20 protein-coding genes are annotated in these 24,881 nt (G+C 72.7%); all 20 read right to left on the reverse strand.

What is annotated here, in order from left to right; all coding sequences use genetic code 11:
- Nucleotides 1–27: 27 nt before the first annotated feature.
- On the reverse strand, nt 28–1,488 hold the full coding sequence (locus ACIBF7_RS13005) for an RsmB/NOP family class I SAM-dependent RNA methyltransferase (RefSeq protein WP_397197155.1): 1,461 nt from the start codon (nt 1,486–1,488) through the stop codon (nt 28–30).
- Between the two features lie 151 nt (nt 1,489–1,639).
- Nucleotides 1,640–2,569 (reverse strand): methionyl-tRNA formyltransferase, encoded by a 930-nt coding sequence (gene fmt, locus ACIBF7_RS13010; RefSeq protein ID WP_148032713.1) that lies wholly within the window; start codon nt 2,567–2,569, stop codon nt 1,640–1,642.
- A 2-nt stretch (nt 2,570–2,571) separates the two neighbouring features.
- The gene (gene def / locus ACIBF7_RS13015; RefSeq protein ID WP_148032714.1) at nt 2,572–3,120 is read right to left on the reverse strand and encodes a peptide deformylase; all 549 of its coding nucleotides are present in this window, start codon (nt 3,118–3,120) and stop codon (nt 2,572–2,574) included.
- Nucleotides 3,121–3,154: 34 nt separating this feature from the next.
- Nucleotides 3,155–4,474, reverse strand: coding sequence for a hypothetical protein (locus tag ACIBF7_RS13020; RefSeq protein WP_148032715.1), 1,320 nt, complete (start codon nt 4,472–4,474; stop codon nt 3,155–3,157).
- 37 nt (nt 4,475–4,511) lie between these two features.
- Nucleotides 4,512–6,017 carry a hypothetical protein gene (locus ACIBF7_RS13025; protein ID WP_148032716.1) on the reverse strand — a complete coding sequence of 502 codons (1,506 nt, stop codon included), beginning with the start codon at nt 6,015–6,017 and terminating at the stop codon, nt 4,512–4,514.
- Between the two features lie 49 nt (nt 6,018–6,066).
- Nucleotides 6,067–8,442, reverse strand: a complete 2,376-nt coding sequence (locus ACIBF7_RS13030) for a primosomal protein N' (RefSeq protein WP_397197156.1) — start codon at nt 8,440–8,442, stop codon at nt 6,067–6,069.
- Between the two features lie 1,083 nt (nt 8,443–9,525).
- Nucleotides 9,526–10,713, reverse strand: a complete 1,188-nt coding sequence (gene metK / locus ACIBF7_RS13035; RefSeq protein ID WP_148032718.1) for a methionine adenosyltransferase — start codon at nt 10,711–10,713, stop codon at nt 9,526–9,528.
- 344 nt (nt 10,714–11,057) lie between these two features.
- Nucleotides 11,058–11,384, reverse strand: a complete 327-nt coding sequence (locus ACIBF7_RS13040; RefSeq protein ID WP_246639248.1) for a hypothetical protein — start codon at nt 11,382–11,384, stop codon at nt 11,058–11,060.
- Between the two features lie 184 nt (nt 11,385–11,568).
- A complete protein-coding gene (gene coaBC, locus ACIBF7_RS13045) occupies nt 11,569–12,765 on the reverse strand; it encodes a bifunctional phosphopantothenoylcysteine decarboxylase/phosphopantothenate--cysteine ligase CoaBC (protein ID WP_397197157.1) in 1,197 nt (398 codons plus the stop codon).
- 8 nt (nt 12,766–12,773) lie between these two features.
- Nucleotides 12,774–13,043, reverse strand: coding sequence for a DNA-directed RNA polymerase subunit omega (gene rpoZ / locus ACIBF7_RS13050; protein ID WP_049577463.1), 270 nt, complete (start codon nt 13,041–13,043; stop codon nt 12,774–12,776).
- A 6-nt stretch (nt 13,044–13,049) separates the two neighbouring features.
- Nucleotides 13,050–13,691, reverse strand: coding sequence for a guanylate kinase (gene gmk / locus ACIBF7_RS13055; protein ID WP_148034746.1), 642 nt, complete (start codon nt 13,689–13,691; stop codon nt 13,050–13,052).
- A gap of 69 nt (nt 13,692–13,760) precedes the next feature.
- Complete coding sequence (gene mihF, locus ACIBF7_RS13060) at nt 13,761–14,084, reverse strand: integration host factor, actinobacterial type (protein ID WP_148032721.1); 324 nt, start codon at nt 14,082–14,084, stop codon at nt 13,761–13,763.
- 946 nt (nt 14,085–15,030) lie between these two features.
- The gene (pyrF, locus tag ACIBF7_RS13065) at nt 15,031–15,729 is read right to left on the reverse strand and encodes an orotidine-5'-phosphate decarboxylase (protein ID WP_148032722.1); all 699 of its coding nucleotides are present in this window, start codon (nt 15,727–15,729) and stop codon (nt 15,031–15,033) included.
- Entirely contained in the window at nt 15,726–16,709 is a 984-nt protein-coding gene (locus ACIBF7_RS13070) for a dihydroorotate dehydrogenase (protein WP_148032723.1), read from the reverse strand. The genes pyrF and ACIBF7_RS13070 overlap by 4 nt, the downstream gene beginning before the upstream one ends.
- A gap of 6 nt (nt 16,710–16,715) precedes the next feature.
- Nucleotides 16,716–17,582 (reverse strand): dihydroorotate dehydrogenase electron transfer subunit, encoded by an 867-nt coding sequence (locus tag ACIBF7_RS13075; RefSeq protein ID WP_148032724.1) that lies wholly within the window; start codon nt 17,580–17,582, stop codon nt 16,716–16,718.
- 22 nt (nt 17,583–17,604) lie between these two features.
- Entirely contained in the window at nt 17,605–20,892 is a 3,288-nt protein-coding gene (gene carB, locus ACIBF7_RS13080; RefSeq protein WP_364227101.1) for a carbamoyl-phosphate synthase large subunit, read from the reverse strand.
- The gene (gene carA / locus ACIBF7_RS13085) at nt 20,879–21,985 is read right to left on the reverse strand and encodes a glutamine-hydrolyzing carbamoyl-phosphate synthase small subunit (RefSeq protein WP_271275329.1); all 1,107 of its coding nucleotides are present in this window, start codon (nt 21,983–21,985) and stop codon (nt 20,879–20,881) included. Before carA ends, carB begins: the two co-directional genes overlap by 14 nt.
- Nucleotides 21,982–23,274: a dihydroorotase gene (locus ACIBF7_RS13090; RefSeq protein WP_271275330.1), complete on the reverse strand. Its 1,293-nt coding sequence runs from the start codon at nt 23,272–23,274 to the stop codon at nt 21,982–21,984. Before ACIBF7_RS13090 ends, carA begins: the two co-directional genes overlap by 4 nt.
- 64 nt (nt 23,275–23,338) lie before the next feature.
- Complete coding sequence (locus ACIBF7_RS13095) at nt 23,339–24,256, reverse strand: aspartate carbamoyltransferase catalytic subunit (protein WP_148032728.1); 918 nt, start codon at nt 24,254–24,256, stop codon at nt 23,339–23,341.
- Entirely contained in the window at nt 24,253–24,798 is a 546-nt protein-coding gene (gene pyrR, locus ACIBF7_RS13100; RefSeq protein ID WP_148032729.1) for a bifunctional pyr operon transcriptional regulator/uracil phosphoribosyltransferase PyrR, read from the reverse strand. The genes ACIBF7_RS13095 and pyrR overlap by 4 nt, the downstream gene beginning before the upstream one ends.
- Nucleotides 24,799–24,881 lie beyond the last annotated feature (83 nt).

Consider the following 24,881-nt stretch of genomic DNA (forward strand, 5'->3'; position numbering starts at 1 on the left):
ACTTCCGCGTCGAGAGGACCTCGCCGGTCACGGGCGCTTGCGGAGCAGGGACAGGAACATCGCGTCGGTGCCGTGCCGGTGCGGCCAGAACTGCGCGTGCGGCCCCTCGCCGAGCCCGTCGATCCCCGGCAGGTAGTCGCGTGCGTCGAGCTGCTCCACGTCGTCCCTGCGGGCCAGCACGTCGCCCACCACCACCCGGGTCTCGGCCAGGTGCGGCGAGCAGGTGACGTAGGCGACGACCCCGCCGGGCCTGACCGAGTCCAGCGCGGTGCCGAGCAGCTCCCGCTGGAGCCGGCTCAGCTCGGCGACGCTCGACGGCTCGCGCCGCCACCGCGCCTCCGGCCGGCGCCGCAGCGCCCCCAGCCCGGTGCAGGGAGCGTCGAGCATGACCCGGTCGAACGCCCCCGGCCGCCACGCCGGCGCGGTGCCGTCAGCGGTGATCACCAGCGCGTCGTCCGTGGTCTGCAACACCAGCCGCGCCCGATGGTGCTGCACGTCACTGGCCATCACCCACGCCCCACCGGGGAACGCGCGGGGCGCTCCGCCACCCGGCCCCTCCTCGCCTCGCTGGGCCGACGGGGCCGCGAGTCCTTCGAGGTCGCCGTGGGTCGCGATGGCGTCGAGAAGGCCCGCCTTGCCGCCCGGGCCCGCGCACAGGTCGAGCCAGCGCTCGTCGCGGCCGTCGAGCGGGACGCGGGTGAGGGCGAGCGTCACGAGCTGGCTGGCCTCGTCCTGCACCGCGGCCCGGGTCTCGGCCACCGCCGCGATCTGGCCGGGGTCGCCTTCGGGCAGGTAGGCCCCGTACGGGGAGTAGCGGGCGGGCTCGGCCCCCGCGTCGCGCAGCTCCTTCGCCGAGGAGCGCCCGGGACGCGCCACCAGCGTCACCAGCGGACGGTCGTTGTCGGCGGCCATCAGATCCGCGGTCTCCGCGGCGTCCTCGCCCAGCGCGTCGCGGAAGGCGGTCACCACCCAGCGCGGGTGGCTGTGGGCGACGGCCAGGTGACCCGCCGGGTCACGCTCGGGGTCGGGCGCGACGATCGCCACCCACTCCTCCAGCGTCCGCCCGGCGATCTTGCGCAGCACCGCGTTGACGAACTTGGCCGCCCCCTGCCCGACGCGCAGTCGTACCAGGTCGACGCTGGTGCCGACGGCGGCGTGCGGCGGGACGCGCATCTTCAGCAGCTGGTGGGCGCCCAGCCGCAGCGCGTCGCGCACCGCCGGGTCGGGCGCGCGGTCGCCGCACACCTCGATGATCGCGTCGTAGGTGCCGAGCCCGCGCAGCGTCCCGTAGGTCAGCTCCGTGGCGAGCGCCGCGTCGCGCCCCCCGATGCCGCGCTCCCGCAGGAGCCGCGGCAGGAGCAGGTTGGCGTACGCGTCGCGCTCCCCCACGGCGCGCATGACGTCGAAGGCGGTGTTGCGCGCCTGGTCGCGCACCGGCCTGCGCGGCCTTCCCGCACCGCCCCTGCCCGCGGCACCCCGTGGTCTCATGCCCTCCGACTTTCCGTCACGCCTCGGCCGGCGACGCCCGCGCATCGACGAGGCCGGGCTTCCTTCGCTCCGAGCTCCGCGAGCCCGGCGGTCACGCCCCGCGGGGCGTCCGCCTCACGGCCGGGCGCACCGTCTCGACAGATCTGGTCGCTCACCGGAGGCACTCCCGGGCCTCCGGGCGAACGCCGCGGGCCCACTCGACCGCGCTCATCAGGCGCTTGCCCTGGGGCTGGACCTCGCCCAGCTCGACCGGGTCGGTGGCGGTGCCGGCCAGGACGCGGTGCTTGCCGGCCGCCAGCTCGCCAGGGGCGAGGCGCTCCTCTCCGGCGGCGACGCGCACCGGGCCGAGCTTGACCCGCTGGCCGCGGAACTCGGCCCATGCCCCCGGGCCGGGGGTGCAGGCGCGGATGAGCCGGTCGATCCTCATGGCGGGGGCGGACCAGTCGACGCGGGCGTCCTCAACGCTGATCTTGGGAGCGAGGCTCACCCCTTCGGACGGCTGCGGGCGTGCCTCCAGCTTGCCGTCCTCGATGCCGTCGAGGGTGGCGGCGAGCAGCCCGGCGCCGGAGACCGACAGCCGTTCGAGCAGGGCGCCGCTGGTGTCGCCTGGCCTGACCTCCTCGGTGACGACGCCGAAGACCGGACCGGCGTCGAGCTCCTTGACGATGCGGAACGTGGTCGCGCCGGTGATCTCGTCGCCGTGGAGCACGGCGTGCTGCACGGGGGCGGCGCCGCGCCAGGCCGGCAGGATCGAGAAGTGGAGGTTGACCCAGCCGTGCCGGGGGATGTCGAGCGCGGCCTGCGGCAGCAGCGCGCCGTACGCGACGACGGGGCAGCAGTCGGGCTCCAGGGCGCGCAGCCGGTCGAGGAAGGCGGGGTCGCCTGCCTTGACCGGGCGCAGCACCTCGATGCCGCTCTCCTCGGCCAGCTCGGCCACCGGCGACGGATGCACCTTGCGTCCGCGCCCCGACTGGGCGTCGGGGCGGGTGACGACCGCGACGACCTCGTGACGCGGCGAGTCGAGCAGGGCGCGCAGCGACGGCAGCGCCGTCTCCGGGGTGCCGGCGAAGACCAGCCGCATCGTCAGAGAGCCTTTCCGCCGGTCGGGTGGGGCGAGAACTTGACCGCGGGCGCCTGCAGCCCGCTCCACTCGGCCTCGCGCACGGCCTTCATCGCGAGCTTGCGCTGCTTGGGGTCCATCCGGTCGATGAACAGGATGCCGTCGAGGTGGTCGGTCTCGTGCTGGAAGCAGCGCGCCATCAGGTCGGTGCCCTCCAGCACGACCGGCTCCCCGTGCATGTCGAATCCCTTGGCGACGGCGCGGATCGCGCGGGGCGTCGGGAAGGACAGGCCGGGGAAGGACAGGCAGCCCTCCTCGCCCTCCTCGTCGAGCTCGCTGGACAGGTCGAGGTCGGGGTTGATGAGGTGGCCCAGCTGGTCGTCCACGTAATAGGTGAACACCCGCAGCCCGACGCCGATCTGCGGGGCGGCGAGGCCGGCGCCCGGCGCGTCCATCATCGTGTCGGTGAGGTCTTTGACGAGCTTGCGGAGCTCCTTGTCGAAGTCGACCACCGGAGCCGCCGGCGTGCGCAGCACCGGGTCTCCGAACAGCCGGATCGCCTGGATCGCCAAGGGTCACTCCGTTTCTTCGAGGGATCAGCTCAGTTTAGTGGGCGAACGAGCGAGCCTTCATCGCCGCTTTGCGCGCGGCCTTGACGACGGCCTCGTCGCCGTGGGCGCGGGCGAGCATGTCGAGCACGGCGACGGTGTCGGGGTGGCCGACGGAGGGCATCTCGGCGACGAGGCGGATGAGGTCCTCGCGGGGTTCGGGCGTGTCGAGCCGGTCGGCGGCGTGACCGGACAGATGCATGAGGGCGGCCAGCGAGTCGACGGCGATCCAGGTGTGGTCCTCAGGGCTGAGCGGGGGCGCGTCGAGGTCGCGGATGTGCAGCCAGGAGGCGGCGTAGCGGCGCATGAGCGGCAGATCGAGCGCCTCGCGCAGGGGCGACTCGGCCTCGGGGCCGAGCTCCTCCAGGACGGCTCCCACCGCGCCGCGCCGGCCGGCGGTGCCCTCGGCGGCGATGGCGATCAGCTCGCGCGCGGCCTCCTCGGGCGGGCGGCGCTCCAGCCACCCCGCCACCGCGCTCTGCGTGGCGGACCCGCTGACCAGGGCGTCGACCAGCTCGGCGGCGGTCAGGTCGGCGAACACCTCGACCTCCGCGGAGGTGGGCGCGTCGTGGCCCTCGCGCAGCAGGTCGCGCCTGATGGCCCAGACGCCGAGCGGGGTGAGCGCGGTGCGGCCGGCGGCGGTCTGCTCGACCACGCCGCAGTAGGCCAGCAGCGACAGCGCCTGCAGCAGCTCGCCGGGCAGGTCGGCGGCCATCCGTCGCATCCCGGTCTCGCCCGGGGCGCAGGCGACCTCGTGGGACTGCAGGATGCCGCGGGCCAGGTTGGCGACCGCGACGCCGGACCGTACGGAGTAGATCGTGGCGAGCATCTCGGCCAGGTGGCCGTCGACGACGGCGGAGCCGGTCAGGCCCTCGTCCGCGCGGTCGAGGACGTCCATGACCACGCCGTCCCAGAACTCGAGCGTGGCCTCGACGGTCAGCCGCTGCGGCAGCGGACCGCGGGAGGCGCGGCCGCCGAGGATCTGGAGCAGGCCGGTGTTGACGGCGACGATCCAGACGAGGCGCAGGCGGGAGGGGTCGAGCCCGAGCTCGGCGGCGGCGGCCGCGGCGTCGGCCTCGGTCGGCAGGCCCTCGGGGGTGACGGGGCGGGTGCCCGTCCAGCCGGCCAGGCGCACCGCGTCGGCGACGAGCGGCACCTGGGGAACCGCCCTCGCCAGCTCGGCGTCGTCGGCGAGGGTGACGGGCGGGAAGGTGAGCGCCTCGTGCTCCACGGGCGTCTCCTCAGGCGGCCCCGGCGGAGCGGCCTGCTCATCGATCAGCTTGCGCAGCTCGGCGAGGTCGAAGACGTTGTTTGCCACCCACGAAACTTACTGCACGTGAGTCACAGAGGCGTACTCAACGGATGGCCCGCGAGCGTGCCTTGAAAGCGGCCTTGCGCGCGGCCTTGGCCGTCGTGGTGTCGGGCAGCGAGCGCCCGAGCAGCTCCAGGACCTCGACCACGTCGGGATGGTCCACCTGCCACATCTCCTCGATCAGGTGGGCGGGCGGGCCCGAGGCGCCCATGTTCTCGGCGAAGATCTCCGGGGCCTCCTGGGCGTGCGGCATCGCCAGCGCGAGCATGTCGACGCTGACCCAGAGCAGCTCGTCGTGGGTGAGATGCGGGGCGGGCAGGCCGCGCGAGATGAGCCAGTGGATGGCGTGCGGCCGGAGCTCGGGGTCGTCGAGGCCGCCGCGCACCGCGGGCTCGGCCCCGGCGCCGAGCCGGTCGACGATGGTGACGGCGATCCCGCGGGCGACGGCGGGCGCTCCCGAGGCGGCGTCGAACAGCTCGGCCGCGGCCTCCTCGGGGCTCCTGGCGGCCAGCCAGCGGTCGATGTCGGACTCGGCCAGCTCGGCAGGCACGCCGTCGAGCAGCCCTTCGATGAGCCCGCGCGCGTCGGCCTCGGCCAGGTCGGGCGCCTGCGGCGCGTCGAGTCCGAGCGCGAGGTAGTGCTCGCGCAGCGCCCACACGGCGGCGGGGGTGAGCCCGGCCGCAGGGTGGGCGCCGTCTCCGGTGAGGCGTACGAGGCCGCACCAGGCAAGGCGGGCGAGCACGGCGGGCACGTCCACCTCCTCCTCGACGAGCTCCTCCAGGTATTCGCCGATCACCTCGGCGGGCACCGGGGCCTGCACCCGGTAGAGCATGTCGAACAGGTCGTAGAGCTCCTCGTCGACGCCCGCCGAGCCGGTGACCCCGCCGCCCGTGTCGCCCTCCATCAGGTGGGCCACGACGGCCGCCCACCTGCCCAGCGGGCCGCCGGGCGCGCGCAGCCCTTCCAGGTAGGGGACCGCGCCGCGGTCGAGCGCGGCCAGGAGCGGGACGCCGCGCAGCTCCGCCTCCAGCTCCTCGGGCGTGGCCGGCCGGACGGCGGGACGCGGGGTGCAGCCGGGGCAGTCGCAGGGCGCCTCCCCCAGATCGGGCACCTCACCGGACGGGATGGCGATGGACTGCTCCAGGGATTCGGGCCCGATGGAGCTGAACAGGCTCTTGGCCATGCCGAAGTTGGCCGTGTCGGCCAGGGCGTCGGGCATGCGGGTCTCGATGTCGGCCAGCCGCTCGCGCATGGCGGCGGCGGTCTCGTCGCCGACCTCGCCCGACTCCTGCAGGTAGCGGACGAGCGTGCGCCCGGCCGCCACGGTCTCCTCGGCGCTCTCCGGGGGCGCGATGACCTTGCGCGGATAGATGGACAGCAGCAGCTCGTCGAACGTGGCGGGCGTGAAGTCGGCGAGCTTGTTGACGTTCAGGTAGTCGCTGGCGTAGTCGCAGAGCAAGCGGACCTCGTCCGCGTCCACCTCGACGCCCCGGGCGCGCCCCCAGGCGCGCAGGTCGTCGATGGCCGAGTTCACCCATTCGATCGACACACAGGCACGCTAACGGCTGGCTTACGGATGAGCGAATCGGGGAAACGGTCTAAATCAGGTCGAGGGGGTCGACACACACCTTCACCACCTCTGCTGCCTTTCTCGCGGCACGCACCCCGCTGGCCCCTTTGAGCGCGGCGGCCAGAGCGGCACCTCCACCGCGCGGCACCCGTACCATGGCGCGTTCCCGGCCCGCGTCGTCGACCGGCACCGGGCCGAGCACCTGCGCTCCCCCAGGCAGGCGGGACTCCTCCAGCATCTGCCGCACGGCCGAGGCCGCGCCGGTGAGCGTGGCCATCCGCACCGCGGGCGGGAAGCCCAGCTCGGCGCGGTCGGCGAGTTCGCGTTCTGCGTGCGTGACCGGGTCCCAGCGCACCAGCGCCTGCACGGCGGGCAGCGCGGCGTCGGCGAGCACCACGAGCTCGGCGGCCGGGCGGAGCAGGGCGGCGGCGTTCATCCACCGGCGCACCGCCTCCTCCCCCGCCCGCAGGTCGGCCCGGCCCAGCAGCGCCCACCCGTCGAGCAGCACGGCCGCCGCGTACCCGCCCTCGGCGACCGGCTCCGCCCCCGGCGTGGCCACCACCAGCGCGGGACCGGCGGGCAGCCGGGCCAGCACCCCGTCCCGCCCCGACGTCCGCACCGGCACGGACGGGAACGCCCTGCCCAGCTCCTCCGCGGTGCGCCGGGCTCCCACCACCACGGCACGCAGCCGGTGGCTTCCGCAGGCCGGGCACTTCCAGGCGGCGTCGACCCGCCCGCACCAGCGGCAGTAGGGCGCCGCATGCCCGGTGCGCAGCGCCAGCGGCCCGTGACAGAACTCCTCGGCCCCCCGGCCCCCCTCCCCAGGCCCCGCTTCCCCGCCGTCGGGCCCGCCGCGACGCGCCCCGTCCGGAGCCGGTGCTTCCCCACCATGACGTGAGCCACCCGGAACCGCGTCCCGCGACCCGCCGCCCGCTTCTCCGCCGTCGGGCACGCCACGGCGTGACCCGCCCGGAGCCGCGTCCCGCGCCCCGCGCCCCGCCTCCCCGTACGTGTCCTGACGCGATCCGGCCGTGCCCTCCCCGGTCTCCTCGTACGGGAGCTGTCCCTCACCGGAGGGCGGGCCGGCCCATTCCAGGGCGCTCATGCGGGTCGGCGGGTGGGCGCACCGGGCGGGGGCGCGGCAGTGCGCGCACGCCAGCGCGGGCAGGTATCCCCGTCTGGGGACCTGCACCAGGACGGGCCCGTGGTCCAGGCCCTGACGCAGCACCCGCCACGCCACGCTGGGCAGCCTCGCCGCCCGCGCCGCCTGGTCCCTGGCCAGCTCGGCGTCCTCCCCCGCGGCGCGCACGCGCGGCGCCCTGCGCCTGATCTCCTGCCTCGCGGCCACGATCGGCCGCGCCCACCGGGCCGCGATGAGCTGCGTGGCCTCGGCCGTACGCGCGTATCCGCCGATCAGCATGGCCGCGCCGGTCCGGTGCGCGCGCAGCCCGAGCACCTCACGGGCGTGCGGGTACGGGGCCAGCCGTTCGGCGTGCAGGTCGTCCCCGTCGTCCCAGACCGCCACCAGCCCGAGCCGGTCGACGGGCGCGAACATCGCCGCCCGCGTGCCCACCACCGCCCGAGCCTGCCCGCGCAGCACGCTCAGCCACCGCCGGTACCGCTCGGCCGGGCCCAGGTCCGAGGTGAGCGCCACGTGCCGTCCGGGCCCCAGCGCCCGGCTGAGCTCCTCGTCGAGCAGCGCCACGTCCTTGCCGTCGGGCACCACGGCCAGCGCGCCCCTGCCCCCTTCCAGGGTCGCCCGCACGGCTTCGGCGAACCCCGTCGCCCATCCGCCCCCGCCGGGCAGTGCCGTCCACACCGCGCGCGGCGCCCTCCCGTTGCGCAGCGCGTCGATGAACGACGGCCCCATCGGATAGTCCGCCCACGTCCCCGCATCGGGAGCATCCTGAGGTTCTGGTTCCCGCTCGGACGCGGCCTGCTCGCCCGAGGTTTCGGGAACGGGGCGGGTGGCGGCCTCCGTCCTGGCGTGGCGGGGCGGGATCGCGAGGCGGAGGACGTCGCCCAGCGTGCCCGCGTAGCGGTCGGCCACAGCCCGGGCCAGCCCCGCGACCTCGGGCGTCAGCACCTGCTCAGGTGAGACGACGCGTTCGAGCGGCGTCAGCTTGCCCGCGTGGTCGCTCTGCCCGGCCCGCTCCAGCAGGAACCCGTCGACCAGCTTGCCCGCGAACCGCACCCGCACCCGCACCCCCGGCCGCGCCGTGTCGTGCATGGCGGCGGGCACCAGGTAGTCGAACGGCCGGTCCAGGTGAGGCAGCGGGTTGTCCACGGCCACCCGGGCGACGGGCAGCTCGGCGGCGGGGACGACGGCTCCCTTGGCCCCTTTCGGCGACGCCGCGGGCCGCACGGCGTCGAGCGGCAGGAGCGCGTCGTCGGAGTCGGTCACGCACTACGTCTACCAGACGCGACGGCCGGGAACGCCCGACCCTTCCCGCAGACCTGCCTGCCCCGACCAGCCCTCGCCCAAGGACCCACTCGGGAGCGGGCGCCGAACCTGGCCGTGGCCCGACGGCGAGGACGAAGCAAGCCGAGCAGCCGCAGCCTCGCGGTCAGCCGCTCATGACAGGGTGGCCGCGCTGAGGCATTCAGGGGAAGGACTTCCTTCGACGGCGCGGACCCTGCACGAACGGTCGTGCACATCACATGATCGGCCCGCCGCCACATCGCGGGACAGACCACGGAGACGGCGGCATCGAACCCCACGACAGAGCCCGAGCCCCGAAGGAGCGTCCCTCAGTCCCACCAAGCACCGAAGGCGCGACGAACCTGGCGAAAACGCCCCTACGCCGAAAACACGACAACCTCTCGTGGCACCGAGCGCGGAAGGCCCGGCATCCTTTCGGGAGCACCGGGCGCAGGCCGGAAGCAACCTTCCCGGAGCGCCGAGTGCGGGAGGGGGCAGCTCTCCCAGAGCGCCGAGTGCAGGACGGCAACACCCGTCACGGCGCCAGGCACAGGACGAAAACAACCCATCGAGAGCGCCAGGCACAAGAGGGAAAGCAGGCCCCCCGACGCACCACGGCACGGACGGAAACAACCTTCCCGACGCACCACGACACAGAACCGAAGCAACCCTCCCGGCGCGCCCGGCGCGGGAGGAGGCAGCTCTACGGGAGCACTTGCGCCAAGGGGCGCGGGAGCTTCCAGGGGCGGGGAGCTCCCGAGGGTGCCGGATGTCAAAGGCCGGCGGCGGTGCGGAGGATTTCGGCGCGGGTCGGTGGACTCGCAGAAGGAGCCCTCGCGGCCGAAGCGGCCGTAGGCGGCGAGCAGGGACGGCGGCCCTCCCGCCACACACGCACAGGAGGGAAAGAACCCTCCCGCCGCACGACGCACAGGACGGAAACAACCTTCCCGGAGCGCCAGGCACAGGACCGGAGCAACCCTTACAGAACGCCAGGCCCGGGAAGGGAGGCAGCCCTGCGGGAGCGCCTGCGCCGGGAGGGCGCGGGAGCTCCCGAGGTGCCGGGTGTCAGAGGCCGGCGGCCGTGCGGAGGGTCTCGGCGCGGTCGGTGGACTCCCAGGAGAAGCCCTCGCGGCCGAAGTGGCCGTAGGCGGCGGTCTCGGAGTAGATCGGCCGCAGCAGGTCGAGGTCGCGGATGATCGCCGCGGGACGCAGGTCGAACACGTCGAGGACGGCCGTCTGGATCTTCTCCACCGGCAGCTTCTCGGTGCCGAAGCACTCGACGAACAGGCCGACGGGCTCGGCCTTGCCGATCGCGTACGCGACCTGGACCTCGCAGCGGTCGGCGAGCCCGGCGGCCACGACGTTCTTGGCGACCCAGCGCATGGCGTAGGCGGCCGAGCGGTCGACCTTGGACGGGTCCTTGCCGGAGAACGCGCCGCCACCGTGACGGGCCGCGCCGCCGTAGGTGTCGATGATGATCTTGCGGCCGGTGAGGCCGGCGTCGCCCATCGGGCCGCCGATCTCGAAGCGGCCGGTCGGGTTGACCAGCAGGCGGTAGCCGTCGGTCTCGATGTCGAGCCCCGCGAGCACGACGTCGACGACGTGCTCCTTGATGTCGGGGGTCAGCATCTCCTTGAGGTCGATCTCGGCGGCGTGCTGGGTGGAGACCACCACGGTGTCGAGGCGGACCGGCCGGTCGCCGTCGTACTCGACCGTGACCTGGGTCTTGCCGTCGGGGCGGAGGTAGGGCACGGTGCCGGACTTGCGGACCTCGGACAGGCGCAGGGCCAGGCGGTGGGCGAGCATGATCGGCAGCGGCATCAGCTCGGGCGTCTCGCGGCAGGCGTAGCCGAACATCAGCCCCTGGTCGCCCGCGCCCTGGCGGTCGAGCTCGTCGACGTCACCCTCGACGCGGTGCTCGTAGGCGTCGTCGACACCCTGGGCGATGTCGGGCGACTGCGCTCCGATGGACACCGACACGCCGCAGGAGGCGCCGTCGAAGCCCTTGTAGGAGGCGTCGTAGCCGATCTCCAGGATCTTCTCCCGGATGACGCCGGGAATGTCGACATAGGTCTCGGTCGTCACCTCGCCCGCGACGTGGACCTGGCCGGTGGTGATCATCGTCTCGACGGCGACCCGGCTCTTGTGGTCGTCCTTGAGCATGGCGTCCAGGATCGCGTCACTGATCTGGTCGGCGATCTTGTCCGGATGGCCCTCGGTGACCGACTCGGAGGTGAACAGGCGACGTGACAACTCAGTGGCTCCTCATGCAGCGGCTGCTGACGGATTTAAGGGCTCAAGACGGGTTGGCACGCCAGAGCCTCGCAGAAGTCTAGCCGTACCCGGCGCCTCGCCGCGAAACCGTCCACGATCGTTACGCCGGGGATCCCTCCTGCGCGGCCCATGCCACGCTCCAGCGGTTCCGCCCCATCGGGCGTGTCACCGCGGGCGGTGGCCCTCAGTCACTCCGCGAGCGCTCGGCCCGCCCGGCGGCGATGGCTGCCGACCGCGTACGGACGAAGGAGCCCGCGTACGAACGAAGGAGCCAGCGTAAGTACGAGGGAGCCAGCGTAAGTACGAAAAGGAGCCCGCCCCGGTCAGAGGTGGGGAAGGGGATCCGGGGGAAGCGTCTCGGGCGCGAACACCTCCGCGTCGGCGGCGGCGACCACGGCGGCGTATTCGTCGTCGAACTCGAAGGTCATCTCCCCCAGTTCGATGACGGGCCCCGGCGCCAGCGTGATCGGCCCGAGCCGCGTGTCGCGCGGGTACATCGCGTACACCGAGATCGGCCGGTCGCCGCGGAACATCCGCGTGGACAGCACCGCCACGGCCAGGTCCGTGACCACGATCAGGAAGTTGGCCGAGCCGCCCGGCCCGACGGACAGCGCGGGGAACACGTAGCGGATCGCGCCTTTGTGTCCCATAACAGTCCTGCAGCGGTCTCTGACAGCAGAATTCACCGGCATGCCGCCCCCCTTCGCCCCAGTATCAGCAGGCATTCCGGAAAGCTGCAACAGGTGATAGGGCAATCGTTCTAACCCATTTGTCCCGTACGTCCCGCGAGGAGGAACGGTCACCTTCCCCGGCGCCGCACGGGCGGAAAAGAGATCAGCGCAGCCGGGGGGCGACGGCGTCCCAGACGGCGTCGGCGATGTCGTCCTTGGGACCGCGCGGGACCTCGACCGGCTCGCCCCCCGCCACCAGGATGGTGGCCGCGTTGTCGGGGGTGCCGAAGGCGAGACTCTCGCCGACCTCGTTGACGACGAGCAGGTCGCAGCCCTTGCGGGCGAGCTTGGCCTGGCCGTTGGCGAGCACGTCGTGGGTCTCGGCGGCGAACCCGACGAGCACCCGGGGCGAACCCCCGCCCCGCTCCTTGCGACGGCTGCCCAGCTCGGCCAGGATATCGGGGTTCTTGGCCAGGTGGATGGGGGCGGGCTCGCCGTCCGTCTTCTTGATCTTGGCGTCGTGGCGCTCGGCGGGCCGGAAGTCGGCGACCGCGGCGGCCATCACCACCACGTCGGCGTCGTCGGCCGCGGCGAGCACCGCCTCCCGCAGCTCGGCGGCCGACCCGACGCGCACGACCGCGGCGCCGGCCGGGTCGGGCAGCGTCACGTTGGCGGCCACCAGCGTCACCTCGGCGCCCCTGGCCACGGCGGTGCGCGCGAGCGCGTACCCCTGAAGGCCGGAGGAGCGGTTGCCGATGTAGCGGACCGGGTCGATGGCCTCGCGGGTGCCGCCGGCGGAGACGACGACCCTGTGGCCGGCGAGGTCGAGCGGGCGGCCGCGCAGCGCGCGCACGCAGACCTGGAAGATCTCGGCGGGGTCGGGCAGCCGCCCGGGGCCCGTGTCGGCGCCGGTGAGCCGGCCGACGGCCGGGTCGATCACGACCGATCCGCGCTCGCGCAAGGTGGCGACGTTGGCGCGGGTGGCCGGATGCTGCCACATCTCGGTGTGCATCGCGGGCGCGAACACCACCGGGCAGCGCGCGGTCAGCAACGTGTTGGTGAGCAGGTCACCGGCGAGCCCGTGGGCCGCCTTGGCCAGCACGTCGGCCGTGGCGGGCGCGACCACGACGAGGTCGGCCGCCTGGCCGATGCGCACGTGGGGCACCTCGTGGACGGACTCCCAGACGTCGGTCGTCACCGGGTTGCCCGACAGGGCGGCCCAGGTGGGCTCTCCGACGAACCTTAGGGCGTCGCGGGTGGGGACCACCCGCACCTCGTGCCCGGATTCGGTGAACAGGCGCAGCAGCTCGCACGCCTTGTAGGCGGCGATGCCGCCGCTGACACCAAGGACGACCTTCATCGAAAGGGTCAGGCCGCGCCTTCGATGGGCTCGGCGTTGAGCAGGCCTTCGGAGACCTCGCGCAGCGCGATCGACAGCGGCTTCTCCTGCGCGTGGGTCTCGACCAGCGGACCGACGTATTCGAGGAGGCCCTCGCCGAGCTGCGAGTAGTAGGCGTTGATCTGGCGGGCGCGCTTGGCACCCATGATCACCAGGGAGTACTTGCTGTCGACGATGTCGAGCAGCGCGTCGATCGGCGGGTTGGTGATGCCCTCAGCGACCGGGGCAATTCCTGCCACGATTGATCAGACCTCTCGGTTGGTGGTTGCGGTGACCCCCTGAGGGTCAGTCATCAAGGCTATCAGCCGGTGGCACACGAGTTTGACGTCCGTGTTAACCAGTGAGAGGTCGAACTCCTTCTCGGCCGCCATCTCGATCCGCCCGGCGTCCAGGCGGCGGGCGATGACGTCCTCGGGCTCGGTGCCGCGGCCCCGCAGCCGCTTCTCCAGCTCGGCCCAGCTGGGCGGGGCCAGGAAGATCAGCAGCGCCTCCGGCATGCTGCGCCGCACCTGCCGGGCGCCTTCGAGGTCGATCTCCAGCAGGGTCGGCACGCCGGCGGCCAGCTTGTCGAGCACGGGCCGGCGCGGCGTGCCGTAGCGGTTGCCCGCGAACTCCGCCCACTCGAGCAGCTCGCCCCGCTCCACGAGCCGGTCGAACTCCTCGCCGTCGACGAAGAAGTAGTGGACCCCGTCCACCTCGCCCGGACGGGGTCGCCTGGTGGTCACCGAGACCGACAGCCACACCTCGGGGTGCGCCCGCCGGAGCTCGGCTACGACCGTTGACTTGCCCACGCCCGACGGTCCCGACAGGACCGTCAGCCGCCTCTCGCTCGAGGGGAGGAAGTCTCCGACTCCACTTCCGGCTCCGGCCGCCTCGTGGGCCGTCACACCGCCGGACCAGGACCTGTCGGCCACTTCCTACCCCCCGTCGAACCAGCGCTTCTTGTGGAATCGAGATTAGCTCTCGTTGCCACCGAACTCGCGCTCGAGGGAGGCCCTCTGGTTCGCGCCGAGGCCCCGCACGCGGCGGGACTCGGCGATGGCAAGCTTCTCCATCAGCTGCTTGGCGCGGACCTTGCCCACGCCGGGAAGCGATTCCAACAATGCCGACACCTTCATCTTGCCGATGACGTCGTCGGTCTGCCCATCCTTGAGCACCTCGGCCAGAGAAACCGCGCCATGCTTGAGCCGGTTCTTGACCTCGGCACGCTCTTTACGGGCCTTTGCAGCCTTCTCCAGGGCTGCGGCGCGCTGCTCGGGGGTCAGGGGAGGAAGAGCCACGCCGGGTCACCTCGAATTTCTGTCGATGTACTCGGACGGGAAGGGAAACTAGCTGGTCATCGCCCCCTTAGCAACGCCAAGAGCGGTTTCTCTCGCTACAAAATCCACTTCATCACTTTGGGTGACCGTAAAATCACACAGTGCTGATCAAATCGCCTCCACTTCCCTGTTCTCGACCGCGCCCCCGGAGGTCGCGAGGGGCGCTACGATGATCACGTACGGACCCGCCGGCCATGTCCGAAAGCGGGGCTGACCTGTGTCCGAAACCTGGGCCGTGCCATGCCCGGCGGGGTCCGGCGATGGTCCGGCACGGCGTTGACGATCTCGGCTCCCGAGGCAGTCGCGCCGCGCCCCTTCACGCCCTTCCCTCGCCGTCCGGAGCTCCCTTGTGGAATCGCGTGTCAAGACCGCCGGTAGCGCGCCTCCGGTACGCCGCATCACCCCGTCCCCCTACGAGAACCTCCGGCGCCCCGCCTTCTACGCGAGCCCGCGCGTGCCTTCAGACAAGACGCTCCCGCACCCCAACAGAATCGCCCGCCCATGCGGGAAGCCACAGGGCATCAGGTCCTACGGCCCTTCGACGCGCGGGCCCTCAAACAAGAGACCTCCCCGTCACCCGGAGATCGGGGGGCCACCTGCTCACGCGGCCTTAAGCACTCACCACCGATGGTGTCCGCCCCACGGTGAGGGGCGGCGGAGATGCTCATACGGGCGCTACCGGCCGCCGTACGCCCCTCAGCATCAGGCCTGGCTGGCACGGCGGAAAGAGGCGGCCCCCTCCTTCCGTGACGGACACGGCACAGGCCGCCCGACTGCGGGCCCGTACGAGCAACTCCGGCCGACAGCCGCCCAACGGCAGTCAGGCGCGGCGGAGAGGCCGCCCGCCATCCCGTGAAGGACGCGGCAGGGCCGCCCGCCTGACGGCTCGTACGAGCGGCGCCGGATGTCAGGCGTGGCTGGTGCGGCGGAGGGAGGCGGCGATGGCGGCGGCCGCGGCGCCGGGGTCCGGGGAGCCGGTGATGGGCCGTCCGATCACCAGGAGGTCGGCACCGTCGGCGAGGGCGCGTTCGGGGGTGGCGACCCGGGCCTGGTCCTGGGTGGCCGCGCCGGCCGGCCGGACGCCTGGGGTGATGAGGGTGATGTCGTCGCCCACCTCGGCGCGGACCGCGCGCAGCTCGTGCGGCGAGCAGACCAGGGCGGTGGCACCGGCCGCCACGGACAGGGCGGCCAGGCGGCGGACCGCGTCGGACGCCGGCCCGGCGAGGCCGATGCGTTCCAGGTCTTCCTCGGCGAGCGAGGTGAGCACGGTGACGGCGGCGATCTGGGTGTGCGGGGCCGCCTCCACCGCCGCACGGATCATGGCGGGGCCGCCGGCGGCGTGCACGGTCAGGATGGAGGGCCGCAGCCGGGCGACGGCCCCGGCGGCCCCCGCGACGGTGTTGGGGATGTCGTGCAGCTTGAGGTCGAGGAAGACCCTGACCCCGCTGGCCCCGCGCACGGAGGCGATCACGTCGGGCCCGTAGCGCAGGTAGAGCTCCAGGCCCACCTTCACCGTGGTGACGTGCGGGGTCACCAGCCCGGCCCACCGGGCGGCGGTCTCCAGGTCGGGGGCGTCGAGGGCGACGGCGATGGGTGCGGGAGTCAAGAGGTGCTCTCCTCGGTGTCGACGAGCAGGTGCCGGGCGGCGCCGCCCGGCGGGCGGTGGGCCAGGCCGACCGCGTCGGCCAGCCGCTGGAAGCCGCGCGCCTGCAGCAGGTCTTCGAGCTCGCGCTCGATGCGCAGGCAAGCGTACGGGTCGTTGAACAGCGCCGTGCCCACCCCGACCGCGCAGGCGCCGGCCAGGACGAGCTGGAAGGCGTCCCTGCCCGTCATGACGCCGCCGACGCCGATGAGCGGGACGCCGGGCAGCGCGGCGTGCACCTGCCAGACGCAGCGCACGGCGAGCGGCAGGATGGCGGGGCCGGACAGCCCGCCGGTGACGGCGGCCAGCGACGGCCGCAGCGTCTCGGTGTCGATGGCCATCCCGAGCGGGTTGTTGATCATGCAGAGGGCGTCGGCGCCGGCGTCGACGCAGGAGCGGGCGACGGCCACGATGTCGGCCACGTCGGGGGCCAGCTTGGCGACGACCGGGACGTCGTAGCGCATGATCGACCGGACGGAGGCGATCACCTCGGCGGCGGTGCCGCCCTCGCGGGCGAAGACGCGGCCGCGGTCTTCCATGTTGGGGCACGACAGGTTGACCTCGAGCGCGGTCACACCGGGCGCGTCGGCCAGCCTGCGGGCCAGTTCGGAGTATTCGGCGACGGAGCCGCCGCCGATCGACACGATGGTCCTGATGCCGCGCTGGGCCAGCCAGGGCAGCTCGCGTTCGAGGAAGACGTCGATGCCCGGCCCCTGCAGGCCGACGGCGTTGAGCATGCCGGAGGGCGTCTCGGCCATCCGGGGCGTGGGCCGCCCAGCGCGCGGCGCCATGGTGACCGAGCGCGTGGTGAGCGCGCCCAGCCGGTGCAGGTCGAAGAACTGGGCCAGCTCACGGCCCGCTGAGGCGCAGCCCGCCGCCGTGGTGACCGGGTTGGCCAGCTCCACGTGGGCGAGGAAGGTGCGCATGTCGACGGCCACGGCCATCACCCGCTATCCGGCATGGCGGGCACCGCCTCCGGGGGCGCCGAGCGCGTCGAACGGGATCGTCCCGACGTCCTCGAAGCGCACCCGCTCACCGCGGAACACCGGGCCCTCGGCGCAGGCGCGGACCATCCGGGTGGCGCCGTCGTCGCCGATGACCGGCAGCACGCACGTCATGCAGACGCCGATGCCGCACGCCATGGACTCCTCCACCGCCACCTGGACGGGGATGTCGAACTCCATCGCGACGGCCGTGACGGCGCGCAGCGACTCCATCGGCCCGCACGCGTAGACGGCGTCGGCCCGCGTGTCGGCGATCACCGACGGGAGCGCGTCGGTGACCCTGCCGCGCAGCCCGAGCGAGCCGTCCTCGGTGGTCAGCGTGGTGGTCTCGGCCATGCGCCGGGCCCGCATGGCCCCGAACACCCGGTCGGCGCTGGCCGCGCCGAGCACGAAGTCGACCCGGCAGCCTCGCTCCAGCAGCATGTCGGCCAGCGGGAACAGCACGGCCGAGCCGTACTCGGCGCCGACCAGCACGCAGTGGACCGGGTCACGGGGCAGCGGGAACGGCCGTCCGAGCGGCCCGACCAGGTCGAGCGTGTCGCGGGCGCGGCGCTCGGCCAGCCACGCGGTGCCCGGGCCGCGCACGGTGAAGACCAGCTCGACCGTGCCGCCGTAGTCGGCCTTGACGTCGTGGACGGTCAGGGCGCGCCGCGTCACCATGGACGAGTGCGCGCCCCCGACCGCGACGGAGACGAAGTGGCCGGGGCGGTGACGCTCGGCGATGCCGGGCGCCACCACGGTCAGCGCATGGTAGGCGTCGACCCGGCGCGTCGTCAGCACCGTGCCCGTCACCTGCACCGGAGTGCCGGCCAGTCTGCTTCACCTCCCGGGGGTGTCAGCCCCGTAGTGCCTTCGCGTGCTCCTGGAGGGACCGTACGCCGACGTCGCCCCGCACGATGGCCTGGATGCCGGCCGCGGCGGCGGCGAGCCCCGCCACCGTGGTGATGCACGGGATGCCGCGCAGCACGGCGGCCGTGCGGATCTCGTAGCCGTCGAGCCGCGACCCGGCCTGGCCGGGACTGTCGAACGGGGTGTTGACGATCAGGTCGATCTCCCCGTCGAGGATGGCCTGCACGCTGGTGGGTTCACCTCCTGGACCGGTCCCCTCGCCGTGCTTGCGCACGATCTTGGCATGGACGCCGTTGCGGCGCAGCACCTCGGCGGTGCCCTCGGTGGCGAGGATCTCGAAACCGAGGTCGGCCAGCGCCCTCACAGGGAAGATCATGGCACGCTTGTCCCTGTTGGCCACGGATACGAACGCGCGTCCCTTCGTCGGGAGTTCGCCGTAGGCGGCCGCCTGGGACTTGGCGAAGGCCACGCCGAAGAACGCGTCGATGCCCATGACCTCGCCGGTGGAGCGCATCTCGGGCCCGAGCACGATGTCGACGCCGTGGAACCGGTTGAACGGCAGCACCGCCTCCTTGACCGCGATGGACGCGTCCAGGGGGAGCGTGCCGCCGTCGCCCCCGGCCGGGAGCATGCCCTCGGCGCGCAGCTCGCGCAGCGTGGCGCCGAGCATGATCCGGGCCGCCGCCTTGGCCAGCGGCACCGCGGTCGCCTTCGACACGAACGGGACGGTGCGGCTGGCGCGCGGGTTGGCCTCCAGCACGTACAGCACCCCGGCCGAGATCGCGTACTGGACGTTGAGCAGGCCCCGCACGCCGACGCCGCGCGCGATGGACTCGGTGGCGGTGCGGATGCGCTTGATGTCGGCGCTGCCCAGCGTGATGGGCGGCAGCGCGCACGCCGAGTCGCCGGAGTGGATGCCGGCCTCCTCGATGTGCTCCATCACGCCGCCGAGGTAGAGCTCCTCGCCGTCGTAGAGGGCGTCGACGTCGATCTCGACGGCCTCGTCCAGGAACTTGTCGACGAGCACCGGGTGGCCGCCCTCCTGGGCGGCCATGTAGCGGGTGAGCGTCTCGTCGTCGTACACGATGGCCATGCCGGCGCCGCCGAGCACGTACGAGGGACGCACGAGCACCGGGTAGCCGATGTCGGCGGCGACCTCGACGGCCCCGGCGACGGTGGTGGCGACGCCGTGCCTGGGCGCGGGCAGCCCGGCCTCGGCCAGCACCCGCCCGAACGCGCCGCGCTCCTCGGCCAGGTGGATGGACTCGGGCGAGGTGCCGACGACGGGCACGCCGGCGTCCTTGAGCGCCTGGGCCAGGCCGAGCGGCGTCTGCCCGCCGAGCTGCACGATGACGCCGGCGACGGGGCCGGTCTGCTGCTCGGCGTGCACCACCTCCAGGACGTCCTCCAGGGTGAGCGGCTCGAAGTAGAGCCGGTCGGAGGTGTCGTAGTCGGTGGAGACGGTCTCCGGGTTGCAGTTGACCATGACGGTCTCGAACCCGGCCCTGGACAGCTCGAAGGAGGCGTGCACGCACGCGTAGTCGAACTCGATGCCCTGGCCGATGCGGTTGGGCCCGGAGCCGAGGATGATCACCTTCTGCCGGGTGCCGGTCGGGACCTCGCTCTCCTCGTCGTAGGTGGAGTAGAGGTAGGGCGTCTTGGCGGCGAACTCGGCGGCGCAGGTGTCGACGGTGTTGTAGACGGGCCGCAGGCCGAGCGCGTGGCGCAGGTCGCGGACGCGGGCCTCGTCGATGCCCCGGATCTCGGCGATCTGGGCGTCGCTGAAGCCGTGGCTCTTGGCCGTGGCCAGCACGTCGGCGGTCAGCTCGGGCGCGCCGGCGACGGCGCGGGCCTGCTCGTCGAGCTGGTAGAGCTGGTCGAGGAACCACGGGTCGATGCCGGTGGACTCGTAGAGCTCCTCCGCCGTGGCGCCGGCCCGGATGGCCTGCTGCACGGTGCGCAGCCGGCCGTCGTGCGGGGTGCCGGCGGCGGCCAGCAGCTCGTCCTTGGCGCCGGGGTCGCCGGTCCAGGAGAAGGAGGAGTCCTTCTTCTCCAGCGAGCGCAGCGCCTTCTGCAGCGCCTCGGTGAAGGAGCGGCCGATGGCCATGGCCTCGCCCACCGACTTCATGTGGGTGGTGAGGGTGCGGTCGGCGCCGCTGAACTTCTCGAACGCGAACCGGGGGACCTTGACCACGATGTAGTCGAGGGTGGGCTCGAAGGAGGCCGGGGTCTCCTTGGTGATGTCGTTGGGGATCTCGTCGAGCGTGTAGCCGATGGCCAGCTTGGCGGCGATCTTCGCGATCGGGAAGCCGGTCGCCTTGGAGGCCAGCGCCGAGGAGCGCGACACGCGCGGGTTCATCTCGATGACGATCATCCGGCCGGTGCGCGGGTCGACCGCGAACTGGATGTTGCAGCCGCCGGTGTCGACGCCGACCTCGCGGATGACCGCGATGGCCACGTCGCGCATGTTCTGGTATTCGCGGTCGGTGAGGGTGAGCGCGGGCGCGACGGTGACGCTGTCTCCGGTGTGGACGCCCATCGGGTCGATGTTCTCGATGGAGCACACGATGACCACGTTGTCGTTCTTGTCGCGCATCACCTCCAGTTCGTACTCCTTCCAGCCGAGGATGGACTCCTCCAGGAGCACCTCGGTGGTCGGGGAGGCGTCGAGCCCGGCCCCGGCGATGCGCCGCAGGCCGGCCTCGTCGTAGGCGAACCCGGACCCGGCGCCGCCCATGGTGAACGACGGCCGCACGACCAGCGGGTAGCCCAGCTCTCCGGCTCCGGCCAGCACCTCGTCCATGGTGTGGCAGATGACCGAGCGGGCCGACTCGGCGTTCAGGCCGCGCTCGGCGGCGACCTTGGCGACGATCTCCTTGAACCGCTCGCGGTTCTCGCCCGCCTGGATGGCGTCGAAGTCGGCGCCGATCAGCTCGACCCCGTAGCGCTCCAGGACGCCCGCCTCGTGCAGCGCGACCGCGGTGTTGAGCGCGGTCTGGCCGCCGAGGGTGGGCAGCAGCGCGTCGGGCCGCTCCTTGGAGATGATCTTCTCGACGAACTCGGGGGTGATCGGCTCGACGTAGGTGGCGTCGGCGAACTCGGGGTCGGTCATGATCGTGGCCGGGTTGCTGTTGACCAGGATCACCCGGAAGCCCTCGGCCCGCAGCACGCGGCAGGCCTGGGTGCCCGAGTAGTCGAACTCGCACGCCTGCCCGATCACGATCGGCCCGGAGCCGATCACCAGCACGGACCTGATGTCGTCACGCTTGGGCACGGTTCATGACCTCGCAGAACTCGTCGAACAGGTAAGCGGCGTCGTGGGGCCCGGCGGCGGCCTCGGGGTGGTACTGGACGCTGAAGGCGCGCCCGTCGAGCAGGCGCAGTCCTTCCACGCAGCGGTCGTTGAGGTTGACGTGGCTGACCTCGGCGAGCCCGTAGGGGGTCTCGAACGGCCCGCCGAGCGGCGCCTCGACGGCGAACCCGTGGTTGTGGGAGGAGATCTCCACCTTGCCGGTGCGGACGTCCTGGACCGGCTGGTTGACGCCGCGGTGGCCGTAGCGCAGCTTGTAGGTGGACAGGCCGAGCGCCCGGCCGAAGAGCTGGTTGCCGAAGCAGATGCCGAAGAACGGGACCTTCGCCTCCAGCACCTTCCGCAGCGCGCTCACGTCGGCGGTCGCCGGGTCGCCTGGGCCGTTGGAGAAGAACACGCCGTCGGGGCGGACGGCCATCATGTCGTCGAAGGTGGCGGTGGCGGGCAGCACGTGCACCTCGCAGCCGCGCTCGGCCATCCGCTGCGGGGTCATGGCCTTCATGCCGAGGTCGATCGCTGCCACGGTGTAGAGCTTCGGCCCGATCGCGGGCACGACGTACGGCTCGGTGGTGGCGACCTCGCCGGTCAGGTCGGCGCCCACCATCGAAGGCGCCGTGCGCACCCGCTCGACCAGTTCCTCGACCGGCCTCGCCGGGCGGGAGAAGATGCCGGCCCGCATGGCGCCGCGCTCGCGCAGGTGGCGGGTGAGCGCGCGGGTGCCGGGGATGGCGATGCCGACGACGCCCTGGTCCTTCAGGTAGTCGCCGAGCGAACGGGTGGCCCGCCAGTTGGACACCACCCGGGACGGCTCGCGCACGACGTAACCGGCGACCCAGACGCGGCCGGACTCCGGGTCCTCGTCGTTGACGCCGGTGTTGCCGATGTGCGGGGCGGTCATGGCGACGATCTGGCGGTGGTAGGACGGGTCGGTGAGCGTCTCCTGGTAGCCGGTCATGCCGGTGTTGAAGACCATCTCGCCGAACGTCTCGCCTTCGGCGCCGTAAGAGGTTCCGTGGAAGACGCGACCGTCCTCCAGTACGAGCACGGCTCTGGTCACACCAGCTTCCCTTCGAGGACGGTGGGCTTGCCGCGCAGGAACGTCGCCACCACCCGCCCGGGCAGGGTCAGCCCGGTGTAGGGGGTGTTGCGGCTCCTGGAGGCGAAGGACGACGGGTCCACCGGGCTGCGGTGGGAGGGGTCGTAGAGGGTGAGGTTGGCGGGGGCGCCGGCCTCGATCGGGTGGCCGTGGCCGGTCAGCCGGCCGATGCGGGCGGGAGCGTACGACATGCGCTCGGCGACGCCGGGCCAGTCGAGCAGGCCGGTGTCGACCATGGTCTCCTGCACCACGCTGAGCGCGGTCTCCAGGCCGATCATGCCCATGGCGGCGGCCGACCACTCGCTCTCCTTGTCCTCCACCGGGTGGGGGGCGTGGTCGGTGGCGACGACGTCGATCGTGCCGTCGGCGAGGGCCTCGCGCAGCGCCTCGACGTCGGCGCGGGTGCGCAGCGGCGGGTTGACCTTGTAGATGGGGTTGTAGGCGCCGACCGGCGAGTCCTCGACCAGCTCGTCGGTGAGCAGGAGGTGGTGGGGGGTCACCTCGGCGGTGACGTCCCAGCCCTTGGACTTGGCCCAGCGCAGGATCTCGACCGACCCGGCGGTGGAGACGTGGCAGACGTGCAGGCGGGAGCCGACGTGCGCGGCCAGCAGGCAGTCGCGGGCGATGATCGCCTCCTCGGCGACGGCGGGCCAGCCGGTGAGGCCGAGCCGGCCGGAGACGACGCCCTCGTTCATCTGCGCGCCCTCGGTGAGCCTGGGCTCCTGGGCGTGCTGGGCGACGACTCCGTCGAACGCCTTGACGTACTCCAGGGCGCGGCGCATGAGCACCGCGTCGGAGACGCACTTGCCGTCGTCGGAGAAGACGCGGACGCGGGCCGCGGAGTCGGCCATCGCGCCCAGCTCGGCGAGCTGGCGGCCCTCCAGCCCGAGGGTGACGGCGCCGACGGGCTGCACGTCGCAGTGGCCGTGCTCGTGGCCGAGCCGCCACACCTGCTCGACCACGCCGGCCGTGTCGGCGACCGGGGAGGTGTTGGCCATGGCGTGCACCGCGGTGTAGCCGCCGCGGGCGGCGGAACGGGTGCCGGTCTCGACGGTCTCGGCGTCCTCGCGGCCGGGCTCGCGCAGGTGGGTGTGCAGGTCGACGAGGCCGGGCAGGGCGATCGCGCCGCCGCCGTCGATCTCCTCTCCCTCGCCGGTCAGGCCCGCGCCGACCTCGGCGATGACGCCGTCGCCGACGCGGACGTCGACCGGCTCACCACCCAGGATGCGTAGGTTTCGGATGATCATCATGCCTCCTTCGTCGGCACGACGATCATGATGATGCTGTGCCTATTTGTTCGCTCGCTTCGCTCACTCACGCTGTGTCTCCCCCGAGTAGCAGATAGAGCACGGCCATGCGGATGGTCACCCCGTTGGCGACCTGCTCGACGATGGTCGAGCGCGGGGAGTCGGCCACCTCGGCGGCGATCTCCATGCCCCGGTTCATCGGGCCGGGGTGCATCACGATGGCGTCGTCGGGCATCTTGGCGAACCGGTCGCGGTCGAGGCCGTAGCGGCGGGAGTATTCGCGCTCGCTCGGGAAGTAGGAGGCGTTCATCCGCTCCTTCTGCACCCGCAGCATCATGACCGCGTCGGACTTGGGCAGCACGGCGTCGAGGTCGTACGAGACCGCGCACGGCCAGATGTCGACCGCGACGGGCAGCAGGGTGGGCGGCGCCACCAGCGTGACCTCGGCGCCGAGGGTGTGCAGCAGCAGCACGTTGGAGCGGGCGACCCGGCTGTGGAGCACGTCGCCCACGATGGCGATCTTGCGCCCGTCGAGGCCGCCCAGGCGGCGGCGCATCGAGAAGGCGTCGAGCAGCGCCTGGGTGGGGTGCTCGTGGGTGCCGTCGCCGGCGTTGACCACGCTGCCGTGGACCCAGGTGGCCAGCCGGTGCGGGGCTCCGGAGGCCGCGTGGCGGATCACGACGGCGTCGGCGCCCATCGCCTCCAGGGTGAGCGCGGTGTCCTTGAGCGACTCTCCTTTGGAGACGCTGGACCCTTTGGCGGAGAAGTTGATCACATCGGCGGACAGCCGCTTCGCCGCCGCCTCGAAGGAGATGCGGGTCCGGGTCGAGTCCTCGAAGAACAGGTTGACGACCGTGCGGCCGCGCAGCGTGGGCAGCTTCTTGATGGAACGTTCCGAGACCCTCGCCAGCTCCTCGGCGGTGTCGAGGATGAGCAGCGCGTCGTCACGGGTGAGGTCGCCGGCGGAGATGAGGTCGCGGTTCACCTGGCGTCCCCCTTCCTGAGGATCACGGCGTCGCGCCCGTCGGTCTCCCGCAGGGACACCTTCACCTTCTCGCTCTTGGCCGTGGGAAGGTTCTTGCCGACGTAGTCGGCGCGGATGGGCAGCTCGCGGTGGCCGCGGTCGACCAGGATGGCGAGCTGGACGGCGGCCGGGCGCCCGAACTCGCTGAGCGCGTCGAGCGCGGCGCGGACGGTGCGGCCGGAGTAGAGGACGTCGTCGACGAGCACCACGATCTTGCCGTCGACGCCGTCGGGCGGGAGATCGGTGCGGCCGAGCGGCCGGGCGGGGCCCTGGCGCAGGTCGTCACGGTGCATCGTGATGTCGATCGAGCCGACGGGGATCTTGACCCCTTCGAACTGCTCGATGCGCTCCCCGAGCCGGCGGGCGAGGGTCACGCCGCGGGTGGGGACGCCGATCAGGACGACTTCGTCGGCGCCTTTGGTGCGTTCGAGGATCTCATGGGCGATGCGGGTCAGCGCCCGATGGATGTCCGGGCCCTCGAGAACGGCCCTGGATTCGGACATGCCGGAATCTCACCACCTTTCCCGCCTCACTGGACGGGTCTTAAAGGGTGTTGGTCGCGACACACAGTACCAGGCGCCACCTG

This window comes from Nonomuraea sp. NPDC050478, from assembly GCF_044458265.1.
In the GTDB taxonomy this organism is placed as follows: Bacteria; Actinomycetota; Actinomycetes; order Streptosporangiales; family Streptosporangiaceae; genus Nonomuraea; species Nonomuraea ferruginea.

Coding starts and splice junctions, on each gene's coding strand:
- ACIBF7_RS13040 (WP_246639248.1), bottom strand. CDS start 11,384: ATGGGACACAAAGGCGCGATCCGCTACGTGTTCCCCGCGCTGTCCGTC.
- ACIBF7_RS13005 (WP_397197155.1), bottom strand. CDS start 1,488: ATGAGACCACGGGGTGCCGCGGGCAGGGGCGGTGCGGGAAGGCCGCGC.
- pyrR (WP_148032729.1), bottom strand. CDS start 24,798: ATGTCCGAATCCAGGGCCGTTCTCGAGGGCCCGGACATCCATCGGGCG.
- fmt (WP_148032713.1), bottom strand. CDS start 2,569: ATGCGGCTGGTCTTCGCCGGCACCCCGGAGACGGCGCTGCCGTCGCTG.
- ACIBF7_RS13090 (WP_271275330.1), bottom strand. CDS start 23,274: ATGATGATCATCCGAAACCTACGCATCCTGGGTGGTGAGCCGGTCGAC.
- coaBC (WP_397197157.1), bottom strand. CDS start 12,765: ATGAAGGTCGTCCTTGGTGTCAGCGGCGGCATCGCCGCCTACAAGGCG.
- ACIBF7_RS13070 (WP_148032723.1), bottom strand. CDS start 16,709: ATGGCCGTGGCCGTCGACATGCGCACCTTCCTCGCCCACGTGGAGCTG.